Origin of the sequence: Stenotrophomonas sp. 22385 (genome assembly GCF_052045085.1) — a bacterium.
Lineage (GTDB): Bacteria > Pseudomonadota > Gammaproteobacteria > Xanthomonadales > Xanthomonadaceae > Stenotrophomonas.
Genome location: NZ_JBQEOG010000002.1, coordinates 192,161 through 214,327, shown reverse-complemented (window position 1 = coordinate 214,327; position 22,167 = coordinate 192,161). Strand labels below are relative to the sequence as shown.

The window sequence follows — 22,167 nt, the reverse complement described above, 5'->3', positions numbered from 1 at the left end:
GTCGTTTGGGAACCGACTCTACCGCAGCCGCCTGATCAGTGGCACTGGTAAGTGACGTCCTGGCGGCTGTGGCGGAACGGGTCGGTCAGGTCGTCGGAGTATTTGCCAAGCAACAGGCGCTGCTTTGGCAGGAAGTGCTGGCGGTAGAAGCGGCTCATGGCCGCTACACGGCGGCCCTTGTCGGTGAGCAGCACGCAGCCGTGCTCGATGCGCACCGTGCCCGAGCTTTCCTGTTCGGTCAGCCGCACGTCCACCAGCCGATGTTCCACCATGTATTCCCTGGTGAACACGTCCTGGAAGGCATCCTGGCGGATGCCGCCGCCACGCTGGTCCAGCTTTTCAAGGATGTAGAACGACAGTGAACGGTCGATCACGGTAGGCACTGAAATCGCGAAGGAATAACCGCCCAGCAGCCATACCGCGATCAGCAGCACTTTCTCGGTAACGGTGAAGCGCCGCAGCGCAGGCACCAGCAGCAACAGACCGGTCAGCACCGCCGCCAGCAGCGCATCGCCGATCGCCGCGTAGAACACCACGTCCACGGCAAAGAAGCGCACGTGCAGGAGATGGATGCCCAGCAGCAGCACCACGTAGACGATGGTCAGCAGCAGTGCGTTGCGCAGGGTTTTCATGGCTTGAATACCAGCAGGCGGTTGCCCAGGAATGAAAGGATGAACTGGATGATGCTGATCAGTACGAAGCCCACGCGGTAGTCGAACTTCAGCAGATCCGACCATAGCGCCATCAGCCCGCCGTTCAGCAGCGCAATGGCCGCATACAGCAGCACGAACCGCCACAACTGGCCGCTGGCGCGGGCCTGGGTGGCGGCAAACACGAAGTAGCGGTTGCCCAGGAAGGAAGCCACGATGGCCACCGCCGCGGCCAGCAGGTTGGCCACGCCCTTGGAGCGCACGTGCACCACTTCCACCAGCAGGGTCAGCACCGCGAAGTGCACGCCGGTGGCCACCAGCCCGTTGATGACGTACCGCAGCAGCTGGCGGAGTTCAGCGCCGCGCGACATCGGCCGACACTTCGACGACACCCGCCAGGTACTCACGGTAGGCCCCCGGCTTCTGGATGGTGCCGCGCACGATGCCACTGAGCATCAGCGTCATCAGGGTCAGCGTACCGGTCTGCAGGAACACCAGGAACAGCACGCCCAGCGCCATCGAGAACCAGCCCGGGGTGGCATAGCCGGCCAGCTTGAGCAGGGTGGCCACCACGGCCAGCACGATGGAGGCCGAAGAAACCAGCACGCACATCAGGCCCACGCGGACCAGCACGTCCTCGGCAAACACCATCAGCGCTCGGAAGCCATGCAGGGTGAGCCCCACGAAGTTCATCTTGCTCTGCCCGGCGTAGCGCGGCCCACGGTCGATCGGGCACACCGCCAGGCGCAGCTTGCTGGCGATCAGTCCGGCCGCCACATGGGTCCAGACCTCGTGCATCGCGTTGAGCCGGTGCAGCGCACTGACCTTGATCGCCATGAAGTTGCCGAAGCTGATGGTGCGCCCGGTTAGCAGCTGGAAAATGAACTTGTAGACCACATAGAACGCGCGGAAGCGCAGCGTTTCCACCCGACTCCGGCGCCGTGCCACTGCCACATCCACGGTGTCGTCGCGCACTGCGTCCAGCAGCGTGGCGATGGTTTCGGGAAGGTCCTCGCCATCGGAATCCATCACCACCACGCGCTTGGCATCCGGCAGGTTCTCTTCAACGTAGCCCAGCCCGATCGCGATGGCCTTCTGGTGGCCGACATTGCGGCGCAGCTTCAGCACCACCCCGCTCACCCCGGCGCTGGACAGCTGGAACGGCTGCACCGGTTCGCGGATCGAGCCGTCGTCCACGGCCACCACGAACACGCGGTCGCCGTACAGGCGTGCCAGCTCGGTAAACAACCGGGTCGAGGCCAGGTGGTCCTCGTAGACCGGGGTCACCACCACGAACGACTCGTTGGACTCAAGCATTCCGTTCTCCTGCGGCGTGCGGCGGGTCCGCCCTTCTCCACTGGTCCATTACCACCAGCAGCGCATACATCAACAGCAGCTGCACCGGCAGCGCCACGCGCTTGGCACTGGTGGCCAGGTGCCAGACCAGGTCGTGCGGGGTGCTCAGGTACACGGCGAACAGCACACCGAAGTAGCCTACGGCGACCAGCAGTGCGGCCCGGGCAGCAGGCGTACGCCAGGTGCGCGCCCACAGTACCAGCAGCAGCACCAGCGGCACCCACACGGCACTGCGCAGCAGGGCCTTCAGGATCAGCACGGTCGGTGCCAGGTCGGGCAGCCGGGCCAGCAGCTGGCCCTTCAGGTCACTCTGGGCCAGGTCGTTGCCCAGGTTGGCGCCGGCTACGGCCAGCTTCCACGCCACCAGCGGCAGCATCGACACGGCGAAAGCCGCCAGCAGCGTCCAGGGCACGCGGCGGTCGCGCAGGAGGACAGTTGCCACCGCGACCACGGCCACCAGAATGGCCAGCACCGCGCCTTCGTTCTTGATCAGCGTCAGCACCGCCGACAGCGCCGCGTAGGCGGCGAGGTTGAACCACGCACTCTCGCCGTTGCCGCCTCGCGGCTGGAGCGCCATGGCGAGGGCGGCGACGGCGTAGACCGCCAGGAACGCGTCCATGTAGCCATCGACCAGATAGCGCCCGCCCACTTCCAGTACCGCCGCCGCGACCAGACCGGCCGCCCACCACGTGCGCAGGGAGCGCGCGATCAGCAGCAGCGGGGGCAGGAGCAGGAGCGTGGCAGCGGCCTTGGGGAAGATCTCATTCCAGTGGCCCACCAGCTTGGCCGCCGTGGCCGACCACAGCGGCAGCAGCGAGGGGTAATCGTTGTGGCTGAAGTTGGCATAGCCGTCCAGCTGGGCATACAGCGAGTTTTCCAGGTAGATCCGCTTGGCGTGCAGCATCCAGATCGAGCGCGGGTCCCACTCATCGGTGGGGCTGCCCAGCGCCAGCACCAGCAGCACCGCCACGATGCCCAGCATCCACGCCGCGCGGCCATCGCGCAGGGCCAGCAGCGACCAGAGCGCGCAGGCGAGCACGGCGATGAAGGCGATCTGGGCCGGCAGCCCTACCCAGCCAAAGGCGGCGAAGGCATAGCAGAGCAGCACGCCGGCCAGCATGCCCAGCGCGGGGCGCGCGCCACCGTCAGTGGCAGTCAACGAGAACAATGCGCTCACTCCTTGCGATTTCGGTGCAGTTGGGCTGCTGGGGTCCTGGCGTGCGCCAGAGCATCAGGCCCTTGTCAGCCCAGTGGATACGGCGGGGGTACAGCCCGTCCCACAGGCGTTCGCGCACCAGGGGGTCCTCCCAGAGACCGGACGCCAGGGCGATCGGCGCGCCACTCTGCTCGTGGCGGAGCAGCTCGCGGGCCTCCACCACCTCGGGCGGTACCGATTCGGCCCAGCCGGCGTCGGCAACGAAGGCCTGGCGCAGCAGCGCTCCGTTGAAGTCGACATCCTTGGCGATACCACGCAAGCCCACCACCAGCGCCGCGCCGATCAGCAGACCGATCAGCCAGCGTTGTAAGGCGGAGGGGTTTCCCTTCCCGGGTTTGATCACGGCAGCATTCCAGGTTCAGCCAAGCCCGAAATTCTAGCATTCGGCCTGCGCGGGTGATCGCTGCATGCAGGCGCATCCGCGAAAGGCCTTTCCCGCCGATGTTCATGCCATTACCGGACGCGGACGATGCAATGGCGGTCGATTGGGATGCGACCCTACCGCACGGTCGGTCCCCATCCGTATGAAACGCACCGGTAGGGTCGGTTCCCAAACGACCGCCCGTATCCGGACAACACCCTGTAACGCATGACCCCAAATCGAAACCGCGCCGGCCACGCGCGAAATGGCGCAACCAATGCCATAAACGCCATCAGATATTGCACCAGGGCACACCGCGAAACTGGGACATCCGCCGCGATGTTAACCACGTCCCATTTTGCATAAACGTTGCCACGCAACGCATTCCACGACGCATGACCCAATCACGACATGGCGATTGATGCCGTCATCGAACCGGTGCAAATCAACAGAGACAATCAACTTCCGCTATCGTCAACGTGTCCGCATGGTGAGCACTGGAGTCTGAAAACTCCGTAACGAACTGCTGGTCCTCCACGTCGGGAGGGTGACTAAATACAACACCCGCATGGGGAATACGTCACACCGTTCGTTGCACGGTTTTCAGCCTCCCGGCTCCCTCGCCATCCCGGCGAGGGAGACAATCCGGAGAGCCACCATGCATTCTCATGACAACGATGCGTCCATCCGCCCCACCCCTCGCACACACCTCGGCTGGCACAAGCCCAAGCGGGTGCTGGTTGGTTCGCTGATCTACAACGACGAGACGCCCCAGCGCGGCGACCCCATCATCCCCTGCATCAAGCTGCGCGGGATGTGGATGTGCGAGGCGGGCATTGCGCCCGGAACCCGATTGACGGTGGAGGTGTATGACGGCGCCATTCTGCTGCGTGCTGCGGAGCCGGCGGTATCTGTCCAGCTTCGGCCGGTCAGGCGCACGCACCGGCGAATATATTCCGGGCGCTGACGGGAGCAGCGACGTCCGGCGTCGCCCTACCCCCGCAAGGGGCGCGGCATTGACGCTGGACGACTCAAGGGCGTGGCCCTGCATTGCCGCTGCACCGTCCAACGCCCAGAATGACGGCCATTGCCGTTGTCTTGGAGCCCTCATGCCCGTTCCCGCGTTCGCCCTGACCGGGGTCTGCCGTTCATGACCACCCTGAAGGACAGGCTGCGCGCAGCGGTCTATCTCGCCCTGCGTACCGGCTTCCGGGCGCTGCCCCTGTCAGAAGGGCAGCGCGACCGCCTGCGCAGCCGCTTCCTGGACCGGCACTCGGACTGGGTACCGCCTCCGCCGCGCGGCAGGATTGAGGCCACGGGTGGCGACAATGCCCGGCGCCCGCTGGTCCGCGCCGACGAGCCGGCCATCGGCCATGTCCCCTATCGATCGGAGGCGCTGCCGCAGGTACTGCCTGCCACGCTGGTCGCGTTCTACCTACCCCAGTTCCACCCCATCGAACAGAACGATGCGTGGTGGGGCAAGGGCTTCACCGAATGGCGCAACGTCACCCGCGCCCTGCCCCAGTTCGAGGGCCACGTGCAACCGCGCTTGCCGGCCGACCTGGGCTTCTACGACCTGCGCAACCCGCAGATCATGCGCGAGCAGGCCAGCCTGGCGCAGGAGTACGGCATTGGCGCGTTCTGCTTCTACTACTACTGGTTCAGCGGCACTACGCTGCTGGAGTCGCCACTGCGCCAGTGGCTGGCGGACGACAGCATCGAGATGCCGTTCTGCCTGTGCTGGGCCAATGAGAACTGGGCCCGGCGCTGGGACGGGCGCGGAGATGACATCCTGATCGGCCAGCAGCACAGCGCCGAGGACGATATTGCCTTCATCGCGCACGTGGCCGACTACCTGCGCGACCGCCGTGCGCTGAAGGTGGAGGGCAAGCCGATGCTGCTGGTTTACCGGCCGCATCTGCTGCCCGACGCGCGCGCCACCGCGCAGCGCTGGCGCCAGTGGTGCCGTGAGCACGACATCGGCGAAATCCACTTGGCGTACGTACAGGGCTTTGAACGTCCGGATCCGCGCGATATCGATTTCGACGCGGCGGTCGAGTTCCCGCCGAACATGAGCAATCCGCGGTCGCTGACCGCCGACCAGTACCTGATCAACCCGGATTTCCACGGTGACGTGCGTGATTGGCGAGAACTGGCCAGCGAGATCGCCGCACGCCCGCTGCCGGAGTACCCGTTGTATCCCGGGGTCAACCCAGGCTGGGACAACGAGGCACGCCGCTCAGGTCGCGGCCGGGTGTACCTGCATGCGTCACCGCGCGGTTACCGCGACTGGCTCGCCACCACGATCCATCAACGCCTCGCGCCGGTACCTGCCGGGCAGCGGCTGGTCTTCATCAACGCTTGGAACGAGTGGGCCGAGGGCGCGGTGCTGGAGCCGGACCTGCGTCTGGGCCATGCGTACCTGGAGGCCACCCGGCAGGCGTTGCGTGCGCCGACGGCGAAACGTGCTCCGGGCCGCCCCTGTGTGCTGATCCACGCGCGCGATGCCGGCATGGTGACGCGGCAACTGAGCGCGCTTGGCAGCGCGGGCCTGGACTGGCGGATCGTCATCGCCACCACCGACGGCCTGCGTTCCGCCATGGAAGAGGCGGTGCAGCAGACTTCGCTGATAGCCGAGATCGAGACCGCTGCTACACAGGGCAGCGATGTGCTGCCCTTCCTGCAGGTCGCTGAGCGGCTCTATACGGAGGGCGAACAGCTGCTGCTCAATCTTTTTGCAGGCGCCCCCCACCTGCTGGCGCCCGGCTGCGCCAGCAATGCCTTCCGTGCGTTCGTCAACGAGCCCGATCTGGGCATGATCATCGCAGGATCACGGGCAGCGGCGCCGGCCACCGTCAGCGACCGCGACCTGGGTGCACTGCGCGTCAGGCTGGGGCTGGGGCCGGCCATCGCCGAGCATGAGAACGAGGAGGCCACTGGTTCCTTCTGGGTGCGGCTTTCGGCCCTGAGGCCCCTGTTGGATGCGCACCTGCCGCGCTCGTTTTTCGATAGCGGTGCCGGTACACAGAACAAAGCAGTCATCGCCCTGCTCCCCTCCGTTGTGCGCCACACCGGTGCACGTGTGAAAGATGCAGGCGGGTTGACCGGCTGACGCCAACCTGCCGGCGCAAGCCGGCAGGTTGCGACGCCTCAGCTGAAGCTGACGCCGGTTTTTTCCTTCAACTCATCGCTGCTCACGCCAGGCGCGGCTTCCACCAGCTTCAGGCCGCTATCGGTGACGTCGAACACCGCCAGGTCGGTGATGATGCGGTCCACCACGCCCACGCCGGTCAGCGGCAGGGTGCACTCCGGCAGGATTTTGTGCTCGCCATTCTTGGCGGTGTGCTCCATCAGCACCACCACGCGCTGCACGCCGGCCACCAGGTCCATGGCGCCGCCCATGCCCTTGACCATCTTGCCCGGCACCATCCAGTTGGCCAGGTCACCCTTGTCGGTGACCTGCATGGCGCCCAGGATGGCCAGGTTGACGTGGCCGCCGCGGATCATCGCGAAGCTGTCGTGGCTGCCGAAGTAGCTGGCACCGGCCCGCGCGGTCACGGTCTGCTTGCCGGCATTGATCAGGTCCGCATCCACTTCCGCTTCGGTCGGGAACGGGCCGATGCCCAGCAGGCCGTTCTCGGACTGCAGCCACACATCCACGCCGTCCGGAATGTGGTTGGCCACCAGGGTCGGCAGGCCGATACCGAGGTTCACATAGGCACCATCGGTCAGTTCGCGGGCGGCGCGCTGCGCCATTTCATCGCGGGTCCATGCCATGTCAGTTGCCCTCCGCACGCACGGTGCGCTGTTCGATGCGTTTTTCAGGGGTGGGGTTGTGCACGATGCGATGCACGTAGATGCCCGGCAGGTGCACCTGGTCCGGGTCGATGCTGCCCACCGGCACCACTTCTTCCACTTCCACCACGCACAGCCTGCCGGCCATCGCACAGGCCGGGTTGAAGTTGCGCGCGGTCTTGCGGAACACCAGGTTGCCGGCCTCGTCGGCCTTCCACGCCTTGACCAGCGCCACGTCGGCGCGCAGCGCGGTTTCCATCACGTAGTGCTTGCCGTCGAACTCGCGGGTTTCCTTGCCCTCGGCCACCACGGTGCCGTAGCCGGTGGCGGTGAAGAAGGCGGGAATGCCCGCACCGCCGGCGCGCAGGCGCTCGGCCAGGGTGCCCTGCGGGTTGAATTCCAGCTCCAGCTCGCCGGCCAGGTACTGGCGTTCGAATTCCTTGTTCTCGCCCACGTAGGACGAAATCATCTTCTTGATCTGCCGGGTTTCCAGCAGCTGGCCCAGGCCAAAGCCGTCCACGCCGGCGTTGTTGGAGATCACGGTCAGGCCTTTCACCCCGGTATCACGGAGCGCGGCGATCAGCGCCTCGGGAATGCCGCACAGGCCGAAGCCGCCGACCGCCAGGGTCTGGCCATCGGCCACCGCGCCCTGCAGCGCCTCGGCGGCGCTGGCGTAGCGCTTGCCGCGCCGGCCGCCGTTGTCTGGGGACTTGCTCATCTACGCCCTCACCTCGTTGATGTAAGCCGCCATTGTAGCCATTGCCGGTCGCCGCCCCCGGCTAAACGGTCATCGGGGTTGAAAACGCTTCCCATACATGACAGCAGCTAAACTTGCCCACTGACTTATGGATAGGACTTTCGATGACCCTCCCCGCATTCAAGGCGTATGACATCCGCGGCCGCGTGCCGGACGAGCTGAATGAAGATATGGCGCGGAAGATCGGCGTGGCGCTGGCGGCCCAGCTGGAGCCCGGCACGGTGGTGGTGGGCCACGATGTCCGCCTTACCAGCCCGGCCCTGCAGGACGCCCTGGCCGCTGGCCTGCGCGGCGCCGGGCGCGAGGTGCTGGACATCGGCCTGTGCGGTACCGAAGAGGTGTACTTCCAGGTCGACCACCTGAATGCCGCCGGCGGGGTCATGGTCACCGCCAGCCACAACCCGATGGATTACAACGGGATGAAGCTGGTCAAGCAGCAGGCCCGGCCGATCAGCTCGGACACCGGCCTGTTCGCAATCTCCGACGCGGTCGAGGCGGACACCGCAACTGCCGTGGAGCCCAAGGCGGGTATCCAGTCGCATACGGACAAGAGCGCCTACATCGAGCACCTGCTCAGCTACGTTGACCGCGCCGCGCTCAAGCCGCTGAAGCTGGTGGTCAACGCGGGCAATGGCGGCGCCGGCACCATCGTGGACCTGCTGGCCCCGCACCTCCCCTTCGAGTTCGTGCGCATTGCCCATGAGCCCGATGGCAGCTTCCCCAACGGCATTCCCAATCCGCTGCTGATCGAGAACCGCGAGCTCACCGCGCAGGCCGTACTCGAACACGGTGCGGACTTCGGTATCGCCTGGGACGGCGACTTCGACCGCTGCTTCTTCTTCGACCATACCGGCCGTTTCATCGAAGGCTATTATCTGGTCGGCCTGCTGGCCAAGGCCATCCTCGCCCGCCAGCCGGGCGGCAAGGTCGTCCACGATCCGCGCCTGCTGTGGAACACCGTTGAAATGGTGGAGGAAGCCGGTGGCCAGGCCGTGCTGTGCAAGAGCGGACACGCCTTCATCAAGGAAAAGATGCGGGCAGAAGACGCCGTGTACGGCGGCGAGATGAGCGCGCACCATTATTTCCGCGAATTCGCCTACGCCGACTCCGGCATGATCCCGTGGCTGCTGATCGCCGCGCTGGTGTCCGAGACCGGGCTTTCGCTGGCCGAACTGGTCGAAGAGCGCATGCAGAAGTTCCCGTGCAGTGGCGAGATCAACTTCAAGGTCAGTGATGCCAAAACGGCTGTGGCACGGGTGATGGAGCACTTCGCTTCGCACGGGCCCACGCTTGACCACACCGACGGCATCAGCGCCGACTTCGGCCAGTGGCGCTTCAACCTGCGCAGCTCCAACACCGAGCCGCTGCTGCGGCTGAACGTTGAGGCGCGCGGAGATGCCGCCCTGCTGCAGCAGCGCACTGATGAGATTTCCCAGTTGCTCAAGGCATCCTGAGGCCCGGCCCGATGAACGACATCCTTCCGGTGATCCTGTCCGGCGGCTCCGGTACCCGGCTGTGGCCGCTTTCGCGCGAGGCCTATCCCAAGCAGTTCCTGGCGCTGGCCGGTGAGCAGACCATGCTGCAGGCCACCTGGCAGCGGGTGGCGCCCATTGCCGGGCGCGCGCCGCTGGTGGTGGCCAACGAGGAGCACCGCTTCGTAGCGGCCGAGCAGCTTCAACAGCTGGGTGTGCAGCCGCAGGCGATCCTGCTGGAACCGGTTGGGCGCAACACGGCGCCGGCGATCGCCGTGGCCGCGCTGGAAGCCACGCTGGAAGAGGGCGACCCGATCCTGCTGGTGCTGCCGTCTGACCATGTGATTGCCGACGAAGCCGCCTTCCGTGCCGCGGTGGTGCGTGCACTGCCTGCCGCCCGCGACGGCAAGCTGGTCACCTTCGGCATCGTGCCCACCGGGCCGGAGACCGGCTACGGCTACATCAAGGCTTCGTCCGGCGATGCGGTGCGCGCGGTGGATCGCTTTGTCGAAAAGCCCGATGCCGATACCGCCCTGCAGTACGTGCAATCCGGCGAATATTTCTGGAACAGCGGCATGTTCCTGTTCAAGGCGTCGCGCTACCTGGCCGAGCTGGAACGCTTCCAGCCGGCCATGCTGGCTGCCAGCCGCAATGCGTGGCAGCTGGCGCGACGCGATACGGACTTCACCCGCCTGGACAAGGAGGCCTTCGCCGCCGTGCCGGCTGATTCCATCGACTACGCCGTGATGGAGAAGACCGCCGATGCCGTGGTGGTACCGCTGGACGCGGGCTGGAACGACGTCGGTTCGTGGACCGCGCTGCGCGATGTATCGGAACAGGACGCCGATGGCAACGCCCACCATGGCGATGTCATCGCCATCGATTGCCGCAACACCTATGCCTACGGCGAGCGCCTGATCGCACTGGTGGGGCTGGATGACGTGATCGTGGTGGAGACCGATGATGCGGTGATGGTGGGCCGCAGCGACCGCATGCAGGAGATCAAGCAGGTGGTGGCACGGCTCAAGGCAGACCAACGCCCGGAAGCCACCTGGCACCGCAAGGTGTACCGGCCGTGGGGCGCGTACGATTCGATCGACAACGGCGAGCGGTTCCAGGTCAAGCGCATCACGGTAAAGCCCGGCGGCACGCTGAGCCTGCAGATGCACCACCATCGCGCCGAGCACTGGGTGGTGGTCAGTGGCACCGCCGAGGTTACCCGTGGTGATGAGGTGATCCTGCTGGGTGAAAACCAGAGCACCTACATTCCGCTGGGGGTGACCCATCGGCTGCGCAATCCGGGCAAGATGCCGCTGGAACTGATTGAAGTGCAGTCGGGGAGCTACCTTGGCGAGGATGACATTGTGCGGTTCGAGGACACCTACGGCCGCAGCTGAGCCACTGGTGCACGCCCAACAAAAAACCCGGCGATGCCGGGTTTTTTGTATGCGTAGAGCCACGCCCTGCGTGGCTGCGGCCACTCAAATCTCAGCAATCACACGCTTCAACCCGTCCTGCCAACTGGGCAGCACAATACCGAAATCCGACTGGATCTTGGACACGTCCAGGTGCGAATACGCAGGTCGCTTGGCCGGGGTCGGATACTCGGCGGTGGTGATCGCTTCTACCGTCGGCGCACGCGCCAGTTTCCCTGCGGCAACCGCCTCGGCAAAAATTGCCTCGGCAAAACCATGCCAGCTGGTTTCGCCCTCCGCAGTAAGGTGCCAGGTACCTGACAAAGCGCCCGGGTGCTGCAGCACCTGCGCGGTCACGTCGGCAATCAGCGCGGCCGGGGTTGGCGTTCCTACCTGGTCGGCCACCACGCGCAGCACATCGCGCTCGGCGCCGACACGCAGCATGGTGCGCAGGAAGTTGGCGCTGTGCGAGGCGTACACCCATGCAGTGCGGAAAATCATATGGCGGCCGCCGGCCGCTCGCACCGCATCCTCACCGGCCAGCTTGCTTTGGCCATACACGCCAAGCGGTGCAGTGGCATCGTCTTCTCGATACGGGCGCGAGCTTTGACCGTTGAACACGTAATCCGTCGAGTAGTGAACCAAAGGCACGCCGGCCGTCGCACACCAACGCGCGATCGCGCCAGGCGCTTCAGCGTTGACGCGCCATGCGACTACGGTTTCGTCTTCTGCGCGGTCTACAGCCGTATACGCTGCCGCATTCACGACGAAGTCCGGACGAACACGGTCCAGCACATCGGCCAACGTGTCGGGTTGCCCGAAGTCGGCGGTCTCGCAGGCGGTACCATCGACAAGGCGGCCACTGCGCGTGGTCGCCACGACGTTCCCCAGCGGAGAAAGCGCCCGGACCAGCTCCCGACCGAGCTGACCATTGCCGCCGAAAACAAGCACGGTGGCGGATCGACTCAAGGCGCGTAAACCGGCAGGCGGTCTTCGCCAATCTCCTTGAGGAAAGGAGCCGTCTCATCCTTGGCCGACAGCGTCGGCGCGCTGATTGGCCAGTCCACCGCGATATCAGCATCGTTCCAACGGATGCCGGCGTCCGCCTCTTTCACATACACATCAGTGCACAGATAGTTGAACAGGGCACGCTCGGACAGGACCGCGAAACCATGCGCGAAACCTTCTGGTATCCAGAACTGCTTTCTGTTCTCGGCACTCAGCACCACCGAAGCCCAGCGTCCAAAGGTCGGCGAGCCGCGGCGGACATCCACAGCCACGTCATACACCTCGCCTTCCAGCACGCTGACCAGCTTGCCCTGGGGACGCGGCCACTGGTAGTGCAGCCCACGCAATACGCCCTTGGCAGAACTTGACACGTTGCTCTGCACGAACCGCGTCGGCAATCCGTGTTCGCCGAAGCGTTCGGCGTTCCAGGTTTCATAGAAGAAACCACGGGAATCGCCGAACAACGCCGGTTCGATCACCAGGCACCCAGGCAGTGCGGTGGGAATCAGCTTCAAGGAACGATTCCGCGCTGCGCCAGGGTGTGCAGGTACTGGCCGTAACCATTCTTGATCAGCGGTGCAGCCAATGCCTCAAGCTGCTCTGCGTTGATCCAGCCACGGCCGAACGCGATTTCCTCTGGGCAGCACACCTGCAGGCCCTGACGGGTCTGAATGGTTTCGATGAAGTTGGACGCCTCGAGAAGAGACTGGTGCGTGCCAGTATCCAGCCACGCATAACCGCGCCCCAATGCTTCCAGGTGCAGGTTGCCTTCACGCAGATAGCGCTGATTGAGATCCGTGATCTCCAACTCGCCGCGCGGGGACGGCTTCAACTCGGCGGCGTAGTCGCTGGCGTTGCCGTCGTAGAAGTACAGGCCGGTGACAGCATAGTTCGACCGCGGCTTTGCAGGCTTTTCGACCAGATCGATGACCTTGCCGGCCTTGTCGAACTCGGCCACACCGTAGCGTTCCGGGTCGTTCACCCAATAGCCGAATACGGTTGCGCCGGTGTCGCGCTCATCTGCGTTGCGCAGCACTTCGCGCAGGCCATGGCCGTGGAAGATGTTGTCGCCCAGCACCAGGCAGCTTGGCTTACCGCCCACGAAGTCCTTGCCAATGAGATAGGCCTGGGCCAGCCCATCGGGGCTGGGCTGCACGGCGTACTCAATGTTCATGCCCCACTGCGAGCCATCGCCCAGCAGGGTCTGGAACAACGCCTGCTCGTGGGGGGTGTTGATGATCAGCACGTCGCGTATGCCAGCCAGCATAAGCACGCTGAGCGGGTAATAGATCATCGGCTTGTCGTACACCGGCAGCAGCTGCTTGCTGACGCCCTTGGTGATCGGGTACAGGCGCGTGCCCGAACCGCCGGCGAGAATGATGCCTTTACGCTGGGTCATGTGTGGTTTCCTGATTCAGGCGGCGGTGCCGATGCGCTGCAGACGATAGCTGCCGTCCAGCACGCCGTTGACCCATTCCTGGTTGTCGAGATACCAGTCGACAGTGAAGGCAATGCCCTGGTCGAAGGTGTGTTTGGGCTCCCAGCCCAGCTGGTCCTTCAGTTTGGATGCGTCGATGGCATAACGGCGGTCATGCCCCGGGCGGTCGGCCACGTAGGTGATCTGGCTGCTGCGCGGCTGGCCATCCTCGCGCGGTCGACGGGCATCGAGCAGCGCGCAGATGGCGTGCACCACTTCAATGTTCTCCTTCTCGGAATTGCCGCCCACGTTGTAGGTTTCGCCAACTTTGCCCTTGGCCAGCACGGTACGGATCGCTTCGCAGTGGTCGGACACGAACAGCCAGTCGCGGACCTGCTTGCCGTCGCCGTACACCGGCAGCGGCTCGCCGGCCAGCGCCTTGGCGATCACCAGCGGAATAAGCTTTTCCGGGAAGTGGTACGGGCCATAGTTGTTGGAGCAGTTGGTGGTCAGTACCGGCAGCCCATAGGTGTGGTGGAACGCACGCACCAGATGGTCCGAAGCCGCCTTGGACGCCGAGTACGGCGAGTTGGGCGCATACGGGGTGGTTTCACTGAACTTGCCGGTCTCGCCCAAGGTGCCGTACACCTCGTCGGTGGAGACATGCAGGAAGCGGAAGGCCTCGCCCTTGTCGGCCCGCAGCGCCTTCCAATAGTCGCGCACGGCCTCCAGCAGGCCCAGGGTGCCCACGACGTTGGTCTGGATGAAGGCGCCGGGGCCGTCGATCGAGCGGTCCACATGGCTTTCGGCGGCGAAGTTCAGCACTGCGTCGGGCTGGTGTTCGGCCAGCAGGCGGGCGACCAGCTCGCGGTCGCCGATGTCGCCGTGCACGAAAACGTGATCCGGATTGCCCTCCAGCGGGGCCAGCGTCTTCAGGTTACCGGCGTAGGTCAGCGCATCGAGATTGATGACGCGCACGCCCTTGGCGACGGCTTCCAGCACAAAGTTACCGCCAATGAATCCGGCACCGCCGGTGACAAGCCATGTGGGCACTACCTTTCTCCTGTTCGAGGTTCGTCCTGCGGGGGCCTGGCGGCTCCGCGATTCAGCGCGACAGCATACATCGGGTCGGTCTTCACGACCTCGTTTGGCAGATGAATGAGGGCGGTAGAAGTGCCCTCAAGTGCCGCAGCGCAACATATCCATACGCATTCGCATGGTGGCGCGCGGACAGTTAGAATCCCTGTCCCACCCCCCGAACCGGCAGCTTGCGCAGGGCCGGACGTTTCCAGCTATTGCGAGCCGGCCAGCGGCCGGCACTACCAAGGATCCCGCACCAGATGAAAATCCTCGTCGCGTATAAGCGCGTGGTGGACTACAACGTCCGCATTCAGGTCAAGCCGGACGGTTCCGGCGTGGTCACCGACGGCGTCAAGCTGTCCCCCAACCCCTTTGATGAAATCGCCCTGGAAGAAGCCCTGCGCCTGCGCGACAAGGGCGTCGCCACCGAGGTGATCGTCGCCACCATCGCCCCGGCTGATGCCCAGGCCCACCTGCGCAACGGTCTGGCCATGGGCGCCAACCGTGCCATCCACGTGGTCACCGACCAGGCCATCCAGCCGCTGACCGCCGCGCGCACCCTGCTCAAGCTGGTCGAGAAGGAACAGCCGGACCTGGTGATCCTGGGCAAGCAGGCCATCGACGACGATGCCAACCAGACCGGCCAGATGCTGGCCACGCTGTGGGGCCGCCCGCAGGCGACCTTCGCCAGCAAGCTGGATATCGCCGATGGCAAGGCTACGGTCACCCGCGAGGTCGACGCCGGCCTGGAAACGCTGGAAGTGGACCTGCCGGCCGTGGTCACCACCGACCTGCGCCTGAACGAGCCGCGCTTCATCAAGCTGCCCGACATCATGAAGGCCAAGGCCAAGCCGCTGGAGACCCTCCAGCTGGCCGACCTCGGCGTTGAAGCCGCCGATACCTTCAAGACCACCCAGTACGCCGCGCCGTCCAAGCGCAGCAAGGGCGTGATGGTCAAGGACGCGGCCGAACTGGTTGCCGCACTCAAGCAGAAGGGGTTGCTGTAATGACCAAGATCCTCGTTGTTGCCGAGCACCACGACGGCAAGCTCAACGCCGCCACCGCCAAGACCGTGAGCGCTGCCGCCGCCATCAGCGGCGCCAGCATCGACGTGCTGGTGCTGGCCGCCGACCCGGCAGCCGTGGCCGCCCAGGCCGCAGAACTGGACGGCGTGACCAAGGTCCTGACCGTGGCCAACCCGGCCAACGCACAGGCGCTGGCCCAGGTGCTGGCCCCGCAGATCGCGCAGCTGGCCAAGGGCTACACCCATGTGTTCGGCCCCTCGACCACCTTCGGCAAGGACCTGATGCCGTGCGTGGCCGCCCTGCTGGGCGTGAACCAGGTGTCGGACCTGATGACCGTGGAAGGCAGCCACAGCTTCAAGCGCCCGATCTACGCGGGCAACGCGATCATCACCGTGGACGTGCCGGCCGACCAGATCGTGGTGGCCACCGTGCGTGCGGCCTCCTGGCCGGAAGCGGCCAAGGGTGGCAGCGCCCCGGTTGAAGCCGCCAATGTGGACGCGGCCCTGCCGACCCACACCCGCTTCGTCGGCCTGGCCGCCGGTGCGACCGACCGCCCGGACCTCCAGAGCGCCAAGCGCGTGGTCTCCGGCGGCCGTGGCGTGGGCTCGGAAGAGAACTTCAAGGTGATCTTCCAGCTGGCCGACAAGCTGGGTGCCGCCGTGGGTGCCTCGCGCGCCGCCGTGGACGCCGGCTATGTGCCCAGCGACCTGCAGGTCGGCCAGACCGGCAAGATCATCGCCCCTGAGCTGTACGTGGCGGTGGGAATCAGCGGCGCCATCCAGCACCTGACCGGGATCAAGGACGCCGGCACCATCGTCGCGATCAACAAGGATCCGGATTCGCCGATCTTCGAGATTGCCGATATCGGGTTGGTGGGGGATCTGTTCACGCTGTTGCCGGAACTGGAAGCGGCGCTGTAATAGCCTGCCCCGATCGCGATGTGAGGCCGGGCTGCCGTTTGAGCCCGGCCTTTTTCATAGGCAAGCCAACGCTTCGTCCGACCCCACGACTTTGGTAAAACCTCCCGTCGGCCATGACGGGATACCATCACACACCGTTTCGTGGGTCGGGGACGGCGCGATCGCCGCGACGATTCGACCGATGGTGATCTGATGTAGGCCTGAAGCGGTGGACGGCTTGGCGAACGCCGTCATTGTCATGCGTTCATGGGTCAGGCTCAGTATCCGTTGTCGCGCTGAGGGGAAAGTACCCAGACCAGATGCCTGTCGACGATGATCCATTCGGGGTTCTCCGGCCGTTGCTGGAGTTCAGCCAGGATCCTCTCGCACAGGCTTTCCTCACACGGCCTCGTATACACGCCGAACTCCTTGTAGAGATAGTTGCGCAATGCTCGATTGCCATGCAGCCATGCAAGTGTGGAATTGGCGTGGACGTCGCCAAACATGATTACGTCATCGTACTCACCGGCGTTGGCAGCCTGAACGCGGGTCAGCGCGTTCCCCAACGAGTTCATTGCTGGGAATACGGTGCGCGTATTTGAGAATGCCGAGTTCCAGCCACTGATCCCAACGAAGGCAATCGGGAGGGAAAGCAACAGCCCCAGGATGATCGTGCGGCGCTCGTGCACCAGGAAGATGACGGGCATGCACACAAGCAACCACACCCACAACGTGGATCGCAGAGGCAGGCCGACGCCTGACAGGATGGACAGGGTGGCGTCCATTGCCATCAACATTGCCCCGTACATTAACGCGACCATGCAGTTGCGCGCTCTTACTCCATTGCGGAAGCACGCTACGAATGCGATTCCACCCGCGATCAGCGCGGGCCAGATATCTCTCAGCAAGCCGAAGTATGCGAGGTACCGAGTGACGTTGCCTTGCAGGGAACCACCCTCCAAGAGAGGCGTGGCCTCGCGCCAAGCAGCAGGCTTGATGCCGAAGTATCCATGGAAGGCGTAGTTGAGGGAAAAAACCAGCACGACAGCAACCACGAATGCCAACACATATACGGCAGCGCCCAGCAGGGCGCTGCGCCTGGTGGCCGAACATGCGGCGGCGTACATCAGCAGGAACAAGGGCCCAAAAGAAGGATAGAAAAGAAAGCCTGCGACCACTGACATGAACACGACCAGGCGCCGGCGGCCGTCGTCATGCACGCGTAGTAGAGCAACACAACCCAGCAGGGTCACCATCACACCGGTGACCTGTGTTACCGGCCACTTGGCCGTATCTGCCGTCATGGGTGCCAGGAAGAACAGAAGCGCGGCAAACACACCTGCGCGTGGCGACACCACCCGGGCCAGGGCAAGGCACAGCATGGAGAACAGAACCAGGTACAACCCGAATGCGGAATATCCATTCAGGTAGTGACTGATCTGGGACCAAGCAAAATTACCCCAGCGCCCCTCAGACCCCGCCTTGCTGAAAGGGCTCTCAAAACCTTGGTCGAACCCCTTCAGGAGCCAGTCGTAGTCGTCGTGCGCAATGTACGGCGCAGTGAGCTGACCGAGACCGTACATTCCGAGGAGAATCAGCAGGGCGTACAGAACGTAGTTCCTGTCCCAGCGGTCGAACGCCATTTCGCAGTAGTGCTTCAGCGACTCCAAGATCACACCTCTTTTTTCCGCTGATGCGGCTGCTGGCCCGAACGGCCGAAACTATCCTTTTGCGCACGCCCCTGCGCTGAGGCCCCGGCAGTGCACGGGCTGGGCTGCGGCCCTATACTACCTGACTGAGTGAATCTTCCTCCAGAATGGACCGGCCATGGCCAACAACGTACCAACCGACGACCCGGCAGGCCTGATCGATCTCTCGATCGTCGTGCCCGCCTACCGTAGCGAGAAGACGCTGGCTGCGCTGGTTGCCGCGATTGACGCGGCCATCGGGGGACGTTTCTCGCTGGAGCTGATCCTGGTCAACGATCGCAGTCCCGATGGTTCCTGGGAAGTGGCCAGCCAGCTGGCCCGAACCCATTCCTGGGTCAGGGCGCTGAATCTGCGCAAGAATGTCGGCCAGCACATGGCTATCTTCGCTGGCCTGCGCGAGTGCCGCGGGCGAGTGATCGTCACGATGGATGATGATTTGCAGCACGCCCCAGCGGACATCCCCACCCTGGTAGACGCGCTCGATGCCGATCACGACGTTTGTTACGGCGCGTTCCACGGGCGTAAGCACGCGGCGTGGAAAATTCTTGGCAGCCGCTTCAACGACCTGGTGGCCACTTGGCTTCTGGAAAAGCCTAAGGGCCTCTATCTATCTCCCTTCAAGGCGATGAAGCGCGGCGTGCGCGACGAGGTGGTCGCGTTCAAGGGTCCCGCAATCTATCTCGACGGCCTGATCCTGTCAGCCACCTCGCGTATTGCTACGCGGACCGTGGGGCACCACGCCCGCGAAGATGGAGCCTCGGGATACAGCCTGAAGAAGTCCATTTCGTTGTGGCTGAAAATGGCGACCAGCTTCTCGGTCGCGCCCCTGCGTATGGCCTCGCTCTCAGGCATGGCAATCTCAGCGGCGGGCTTCGTGTTTGCTGCCGTCATTGTGGTACACAAGCTGCTGGACCCCAATGTCGCGGTCGGCTGGTCTTCTCTGATCGTGGCCATCCTGATAATGGGCGGCGTACAGCTGCTAGCACTTGGCGCCATCGGAGAGTATGTCGGCCGCATTCTTCTCAATTTCACTACGCCGACTCAGTATTCAATTGCCGAGCGCGTCGATGGCACTTCGGATTCGGGGCAGTGAATTCAGATACAGCCAAGCAGTTGTTCTGGAAACTGGTCCGCTTTGGCGCCGTCGGGGGAACCAGCACGGTTCTGTTTGCCGGATTGACCTGGCTGATGGTTGAGAAGAGCGGAATGCATCCCGTACTTGCGACCGTCGCGGCCTACCTGGTGCTGTTGGCACCGAACTTTCTTGCCCATAAGTACTTTACGTTCGGCTCCAACGGCGAGGTCGCCCGCGAGTCGGGCAAGTTCCTGGTAGTGCATGGACTCAACATCGCCCTTTCCGCTGGGGGCATGGCCGTTGTTTCCCAGGCGCAGCTCGACTACCGCTGGGGCATCCTGTTTTCTGCCATCGCGGTCCCCATCATCGTGTTTGTTGTGATGAATTTCTGGGTCTTTCGCGTCTCACCCAGGCACTGAGTACGGGGCTGCGGAGGGTCCACAGCCCCAAGCACTTCAATCATGCGGCAGTGCGGATGCCTGCTGCCAACGCCAGGCGTCTTCGCAGATCTCCAGCAAGGTCTTCTCCGCTCGCCAGCCCAGAACTGCGTTGGCCCGCGACGGATCCGCCCAGCATTCCCCGATGTCACCTGCGCGTCGTCCCTGCCGCTCATAGGGGATAGGCCTGCCCACGACCGACGAGAAGGTTTCGATCAGCTCGAGCACCGAGTAGCCGCGGCCTGTCCCGAGATTGAGGGTAAGTTCACGCTGGTCGCTGCTGGCAAGTGCATCGAGCGCGGCAACGTGTGCTTTGGCAAGATCAACCACATGTACATAGTCCCGCACGCCCGTGCCGTCGGGCGTGGCATAGTCGTCTCCAAACACACGGATGTAGTCACGCTGGCCTGCGGCGGTTTGGGTAATGTACGGCGCAAGATTGTTGGGCACACCTCGAGGCAACTCACCAATGAGACCGCTGGGGTGGGCACCGACGGGATTGAAATAGCGCAGGATGGCCGCACCAAGCGAGGCGCCGGGGGCAGCCACGCAATCACGGATCAGCCATTCGCCAACCAGTTTGGTCCGCCCATACGGCGTAGCCGGCCCAACGGCGGCGCTCTCGGCAACCGGGCATGCTTCGGGTTGACCGTATACGGTCGCCGAAGAACTGAACACGATCCGGTTGCAGTCGAATTCCTGCATTACGTCGAGCAGCGTTGCCGTACCGCCCACGTTGACGTCGTAGTAGCTGGCAGGCAGCTGCGTGCTTTCAGAGACGGACTTCAATGCGGCGAAATGGATCACGGCATCTGGCCGGAAACGTTCCATGCTGGCCCGCAGCGCGTCACGATCACGGATGTCCAGCTCATCAAGGGCAAGCGGCACGCCCGTGATGCGTTCGATTCGCTCAACAATCCACCGTTCGCTGTTGCAGAAATTCTCCACCACCTGAACATAGTGGCCGGCTGCGATCAGTTCAACGACTGTATGCGATCCGACAAAGCCGGCACCGCCGGTAACCATTACCTTCATTGCGCGTCCTTTATGGGCGTCAGGCGTAGCCAACAGCGCTGTCGGCGACGGTGTGGTGCTTGGACACGAGGTAGCCTTCCAACGCCTGCAAATCACCATTGAAACGGGACCACTGGCGACCGTGTACGAGCGACTCAATCTGCCGGTGGACAAGTTCGTCACGCAGCGCGGCGGAACCACGCAACTGCTCCAGGCGCCGCACGAACGCATCAATGTCGTCCGGCCGTTCGATCAGGTCCTGCGATTGCAGGAAATCAACAATCCCACCCACAGCCGGCGCGCAGATTGGCAGGCGCGCGGCCGCAACATCGAACAGTATCGTCGGTGTGCCCTCCCACGCAGTGGTATGCAGGTAAGCAAAGTGGCTGGAGTCGGCCACAGCTTCCAACCGCTGGAACTCGCCATGCAGCGTAACATTGGGAAGCGACCTGAGCGCTTCAAGATCCTGTGCTGCCGCTCCTGACATGACTTGAGCCCCATACACGTCAAAATGCGTGCCGGGCATGCGTGCGGCGATGGCAGCAAGCAGATCAGGTCGCTTCTGGCGATCCAGCCGCCCCGCCCAGAGCACTCGATCAGCCCCAGGTGCAGTCAGCGCGGTTCTCGATTGCTGCGGAAGCTGTCCGTCATATGGGAATGGCAACACGGTAAACAGCGACGCGGGCACGCCCAGCTCCCTCGTCCATATCTCAGGATAACGGGAGTTGTCGCAGATCACGGTCGACAGGTACGGATAGCAGTAGCGCAGGTAGTCGCGCGCGTATCCGACAGGGTTCATTCGAAGGTCATAGTCGTCGCAGAAGATCGATGCGTAGAGGCGCGAGTGCTGCGTAAGGGCCAGGCCATGCCGAAGAATGGCCTCCCAGCCCACGCGGGAATTGACCAGATGTACAACGGGCGCCCGCAGCTGCACCAACAAGCGCGCCATCACTGCAACCTGCTTGTTGAAATCCAGAGCAGCGGCAATTCGGCCGAAATCCACGTGAACGGCCTGTGTCGGGAGCCGCGAAGCCCACGGTGAAGCCGAATCCTCCGTGCTCACTACCAGGATTCGCGCGCCCGGGTCGCTCTCGGCAATGGCGCGGGCGTGATAAAGAATGCCGCGGTCTGCGCCGCCCTGCTTCAACCACGGAACAAGCAGAACGTGACTGAACGGTTCAGTACCAATGGCATCAGCTAGATGTGCGTAGGCGTCGCCTGGAGCGACGTCCATCGGAACCGAGTAAAAGGCATAACGACTGATGTCCGTACCCGGTGGCAGCAGCTCCGGCTCCAACGCGGCCAAGGTGATCATCTCCTGCTGCAGCCACGCAGGCATGGCTGGAGCCCCGCCAGATGGCGCAGATCCCAGGACGGCAGGCTGGCTGTCAGGGCCGAACAGGAGCGCGAACAGGCGCCTGGCCATGCGAGCAAGCGGGCGCGTGTAACGATTGCGTATCCAGCGGTTGTGCGTCCAACGG

22 protein-coding genes are annotated in these 22,167 nt (G+C 64.2%); 8 read left to right on the top strand and 14 right to left on the bottom strand.

The features are described 5' to 3' along the window. Positions 1-35: 35 nt before the first annotated feature. The 5 genes from ACTJI4_RS05435 to ACTJI4_RS05415 are packed head-to-tail and all read right to left on the bottom strand — an operon-like array spanning position 36 to position 3,565. Positions 36-632 carry a hypothetical protein gene (locus ACTJI4_RS05435; RefSeq protein ID WP_440868763.1) on the bottom strand — a complete coding sequence of 199 codons (597 nt, stop codon included), beginning with the start codon at positions 630-632 and terminating at the stop codon, positions 36-38. Beyond that, the gene (locus ACTJI4_RS05430) at positions 629-1,021 is read right to left on the bottom strand and encodes a GtrA family protein (RefSeq protein ID WP_440868762.1); all 393 of its coding nucleotides are present in this window, start codon (positions 1,019-1,021) and stop codon (positions 629-631) included. The genes ACTJI4_RS05435 and ACTJI4_RS05430 overlap by 4 nt, the downstream gene beginning before the upstream one ends. Beyond that, positions 1,005-1,967 (bottom strand): glycosyltransferase, encoded by a 963-nt coding sequence (locus ACTJI4_RS05425; RefSeq protein ID WP_440868761.1) that lies wholly within the window; start codon positions 1,965-1,967, stop codon positions 1,005-1,007. The genes ACTJI4_RS05430 and ACTJI4_RS05425 overlap by 17 nt, the downstream gene beginning before the upstream one ends. Then, positions 1,960-3,174: a hypothetical protein gene (locus ACTJI4_RS05420; protein ID WP_440868760.1), complete on the bottom strand. Its 1,215-nt coding sequence runs from the start codon at positions 3,172-3,174 to the stop codon at positions 1,960-1,962. Before ACTJI4_RS05420 ends, ACTJI4_RS05425 begins: the two co-directional genes overlap by 8 nt. Further along, a complete protein-coding gene (locus tag ACTJI4_RS05415; protein WP_440868759.1) occupies positions 3,152-3,565 on the bottom strand; it encodes a hypothetical protein in 414 nt (137 codons plus the stop codon). Before ACTJI4_RS05415 ends, ACTJI4_RS05420 begins: the two co-directional genes overlap by 23 nt. Before the next feature lie 676 nt (positions 3,566-4,241). Here ACTJI4_RS05415 and ACTJI4_RS05410 point away from each other — a divergent pair. Beyond that, positions 4,242-4,550: a SymE family type I addiction module toxin gene (locus ACTJI4_RS05410; RefSeq protein ID WP_440868758.1), complete on the top strand. Its 309-nt coding sequence runs from the start codon at positions 4,242-4,244 to the stop codon at positions 4,548-4,550. 183 nt (positions 4,551-4,733) lie between these two features. Beyond that, positions 4,734-6,695 (top strand): glycoside hydrolase family 99-like domain-containing protein, encoded by a 1,962-nt coding sequence (locus ACTJI4_RS05405; RefSeq protein ID WP_440868757.1) that lies wholly within the window; start codon positions 4,734-4,736, stop codon positions 6,693-6,695. A gap of 38 nt (positions 6,696-6,733) precedes the next feature. On the opposite strand, the gene ACTJI4_RS05400 is transcribed toward ACTJI4_RS05405, so the two are convergent. Next, the gene (locus ACTJI4_RS05400; RefSeq protein ID WP_440868756.1) at positions 6,734-7,360 is read right to left on the bottom strand and encodes a CoA transferase subunit B; all 627 of its coding nucleotides are present in this window, start codon (positions 7,358-7,360) and stop codon (positions 6,734-6,736) included. A 1-nt stretch (position 7,361) separates the two neighbouring features. Beyond that, positions 7,362-8,096, bottom strand: coding sequence for a CoA transferase subunit A (locus ACTJI4_RS05395; protein WP_093536194.1), 735 nt, complete (start codon positions 8,094-8,096; stop codon positions 7,362-7,364). 143 nt (positions 8,097-8,239) lie between these two features. Between ACTJI4_RS05395 and ACTJI4_RS05390 the strand changes: the two genes are divergently transcribed. Beyond that, the gene (locus ACTJI4_RS05390; protein WP_440868755.1) at positions 8,240-9,589 is read left to right on the top strand and encodes a phosphomannomutase; all 1,350 of its coding nucleotides are present in this window, start codon (positions 8,240-8,242) and stop codon (positions 9,587-9,589) included. An 11-nt stretch (positions 9,590-9,600) separates the two neighbouring features. Continuing rightward, positions 9,601-11,004: a mannose-1-phosphate guanylyltransferase/mannose-6-phosphate isomerase gene (locus tag ACTJI4_RS05385; protein WP_440868754.1), complete on the top strand. Its 1,404-nt coding sequence runs from the start codon at positions 9,601-9,603 to the stop codon at positions 11,002-11,004. A gap of 84 nt (positions 11,005-11,088) precedes the next feature. Here the strand turns inward: ACTJI4_RS05385 and rfbD are convergent, their stop codons facing one another. From rfbD to rfbB, 4 genes are read right to left on the bottom strand one after another with little or no spacing between them, the layout of a single operon-like run. Beyond that, positions 11,089-11,991 carry a dTDP-4-dehydrorhamnose reductase gene (gene rfbD, locus ACTJI4_RS05380; protein ID WP_440868753.1) on the bottom strand — a complete coding sequence of 301 codons (903 nt, stop codon included), beginning with the start codon at positions 11,989-11,991 and terminating at the stop codon, positions 11,089-11,091. After that, positions 11,988-12,545 (bottom strand): dTDP-4-dehydrorhamnose 3,5-epimerase, encoded by a 558-nt coding sequence (rfbC, locus tag ACTJI4_RS05375; RefSeq protein WP_440868752.1) that lies wholly within the window; start codon positions 12,543-12,545, stop codon positions 11,988-11,990. The genes rfbD and rfbC overlap by 4 nt, the downstream gene beginning before the upstream one ends. Continuing rightward, complete coding sequence (rfbA, locus tag ACTJI4_RS05370) at positions 12,542-13,429, bottom strand: glucose-1-phosphate thymidylyltransferase RfbA (RefSeq protein ID WP_440868751.1); 888 nt, start codon at positions 13,427-13,429, stop codon at positions 12,542-12,544. Before rfbA ends, rfbC begins: the two co-directional genes overlap by 4 nt. Before the next feature lie 15 nt (positions 13,430-13,444). Then, positions 13,445-14,500, bottom strand: a complete 1,056-nt coding sequence (rfbB, locus tag ACTJI4_RS05365) for a dTDP-glucose 4,6-dehydratase (protein WP_440868750.1) — start codon at positions 14,498-14,500, stop codon at positions 13,445-13,447. Positions 14,501-14,787: 287 nt separating this feature from the next. Between rfbB and ACTJI4_RS05360 the strand changes: the two genes are divergently transcribed. Both ACTJI4_RS05360 and ACTJI4_RS05355 read left to right on the top strand, forming a co-directional pair. Then, positions 14,788-15,534: an electron transfer flavoprotein subunit beta/FixA family protein gene (locus ACTJI4_RS05360; protein ID WP_440868749.1), complete on the top strand. Its 747-nt coding sequence runs from the start codon at positions 14,788-14,790 to the stop codon at positions 15,532-15,534. Next, a complete protein-coding gene (locus tag ACTJI4_RS05355) occupies positions 15,534-16,472 on the top strand; it encodes an electron transfer flavoprotein subunit alpha/FixB family protein (protein WP_392919440.1) in 939 nt (312 codons plus the stop codon). The genes ACTJI4_RS05360 and ACTJI4_RS05355 overlap by 1 nt, the downstream gene beginning before the upstream one ends. Positions 16,473-16,729: 257 nt before the next feature. Here ACTJI4_RS05355 and ACTJI4_RS05350 read toward each other — a convergent pair whose 3' ends face one another. Next, entirely contained in the window at positions 16,730-18,121 is a 1,392-nt protein-coding gene (locus ACTJI4_RS05350; RefSeq protein WP_440868748.1) for a hypothetical protein, read from the bottom strand. Between the two features lie 157 nt (positions 18,122-18,278). On the opposite strand from ACTJI4_RS05350, the gene ACTJI4_RS05345 reads away from it, so the two are divergent. Both ACTJI4_RS05345 and ACTJI4_RS05340 read left to right on the top strand, forming a co-directional pair. Then, positions 18,279-19,253 carry a glycosyltransferase family 2 protein gene (locus ACTJI4_RS05345; RefSeq protein ID WP_440868747.1) on the top strand — a complete coding sequence of 325 codons (975 nt, stop codon included), beginning with the start codon at positions 18,279-18,281 and terminating at the stop codon, positions 19,251-19,253. Continuing rightward, on the top strand, positions 19,250-19,654 hold the full coding sequence (locus ACTJI4_RS05340) for a GtrA family protein (RefSeq protein ID WP_440868746.1): 405 nt from the start codon (positions 19,250-19,252) through the stop codon (positions 19,652-19,654). The genes ACTJI4_RS05345 and ACTJI4_RS05340 overlap by 4 nt, the downstream gene beginning before the upstream one ends. A 36-nt stretch (positions 19,655-19,690) precedes the next feature. Here the strand turns inward: ACTJI4_RS05340 and galE are convergent, their stop codons facing one another. Together galE and ACTJI4_RS05330 are read right to left on the bottom strand one after the other, a co-directional pair. After that, on the bottom strand, positions 19,691-20,707 hold the full coding sequence (galE, locus tag ACTJI4_RS05335; protein ID WP_440868745.1) for a UDP-glucose 4-epimerase GalE: 1,017 nt from the start codon (positions 20,705-20,707) through the stop codon (positions 19,691-19,693). Between the two features lie 19 nt (positions 20,708-20,726). Further along, on the bottom strand, positions 20,727-22,001 hold the full coding sequence (locus ACTJI4_RS05330; RefSeq protein ID WP_440868744.1) for a glycosyltransferase: 1,275 nt from the start codon (positions 21,999-22,001) through the stop codon (positions 20,727-20,729). Positions 22,002-22,167: the final 166 nt, after the last annotated feature.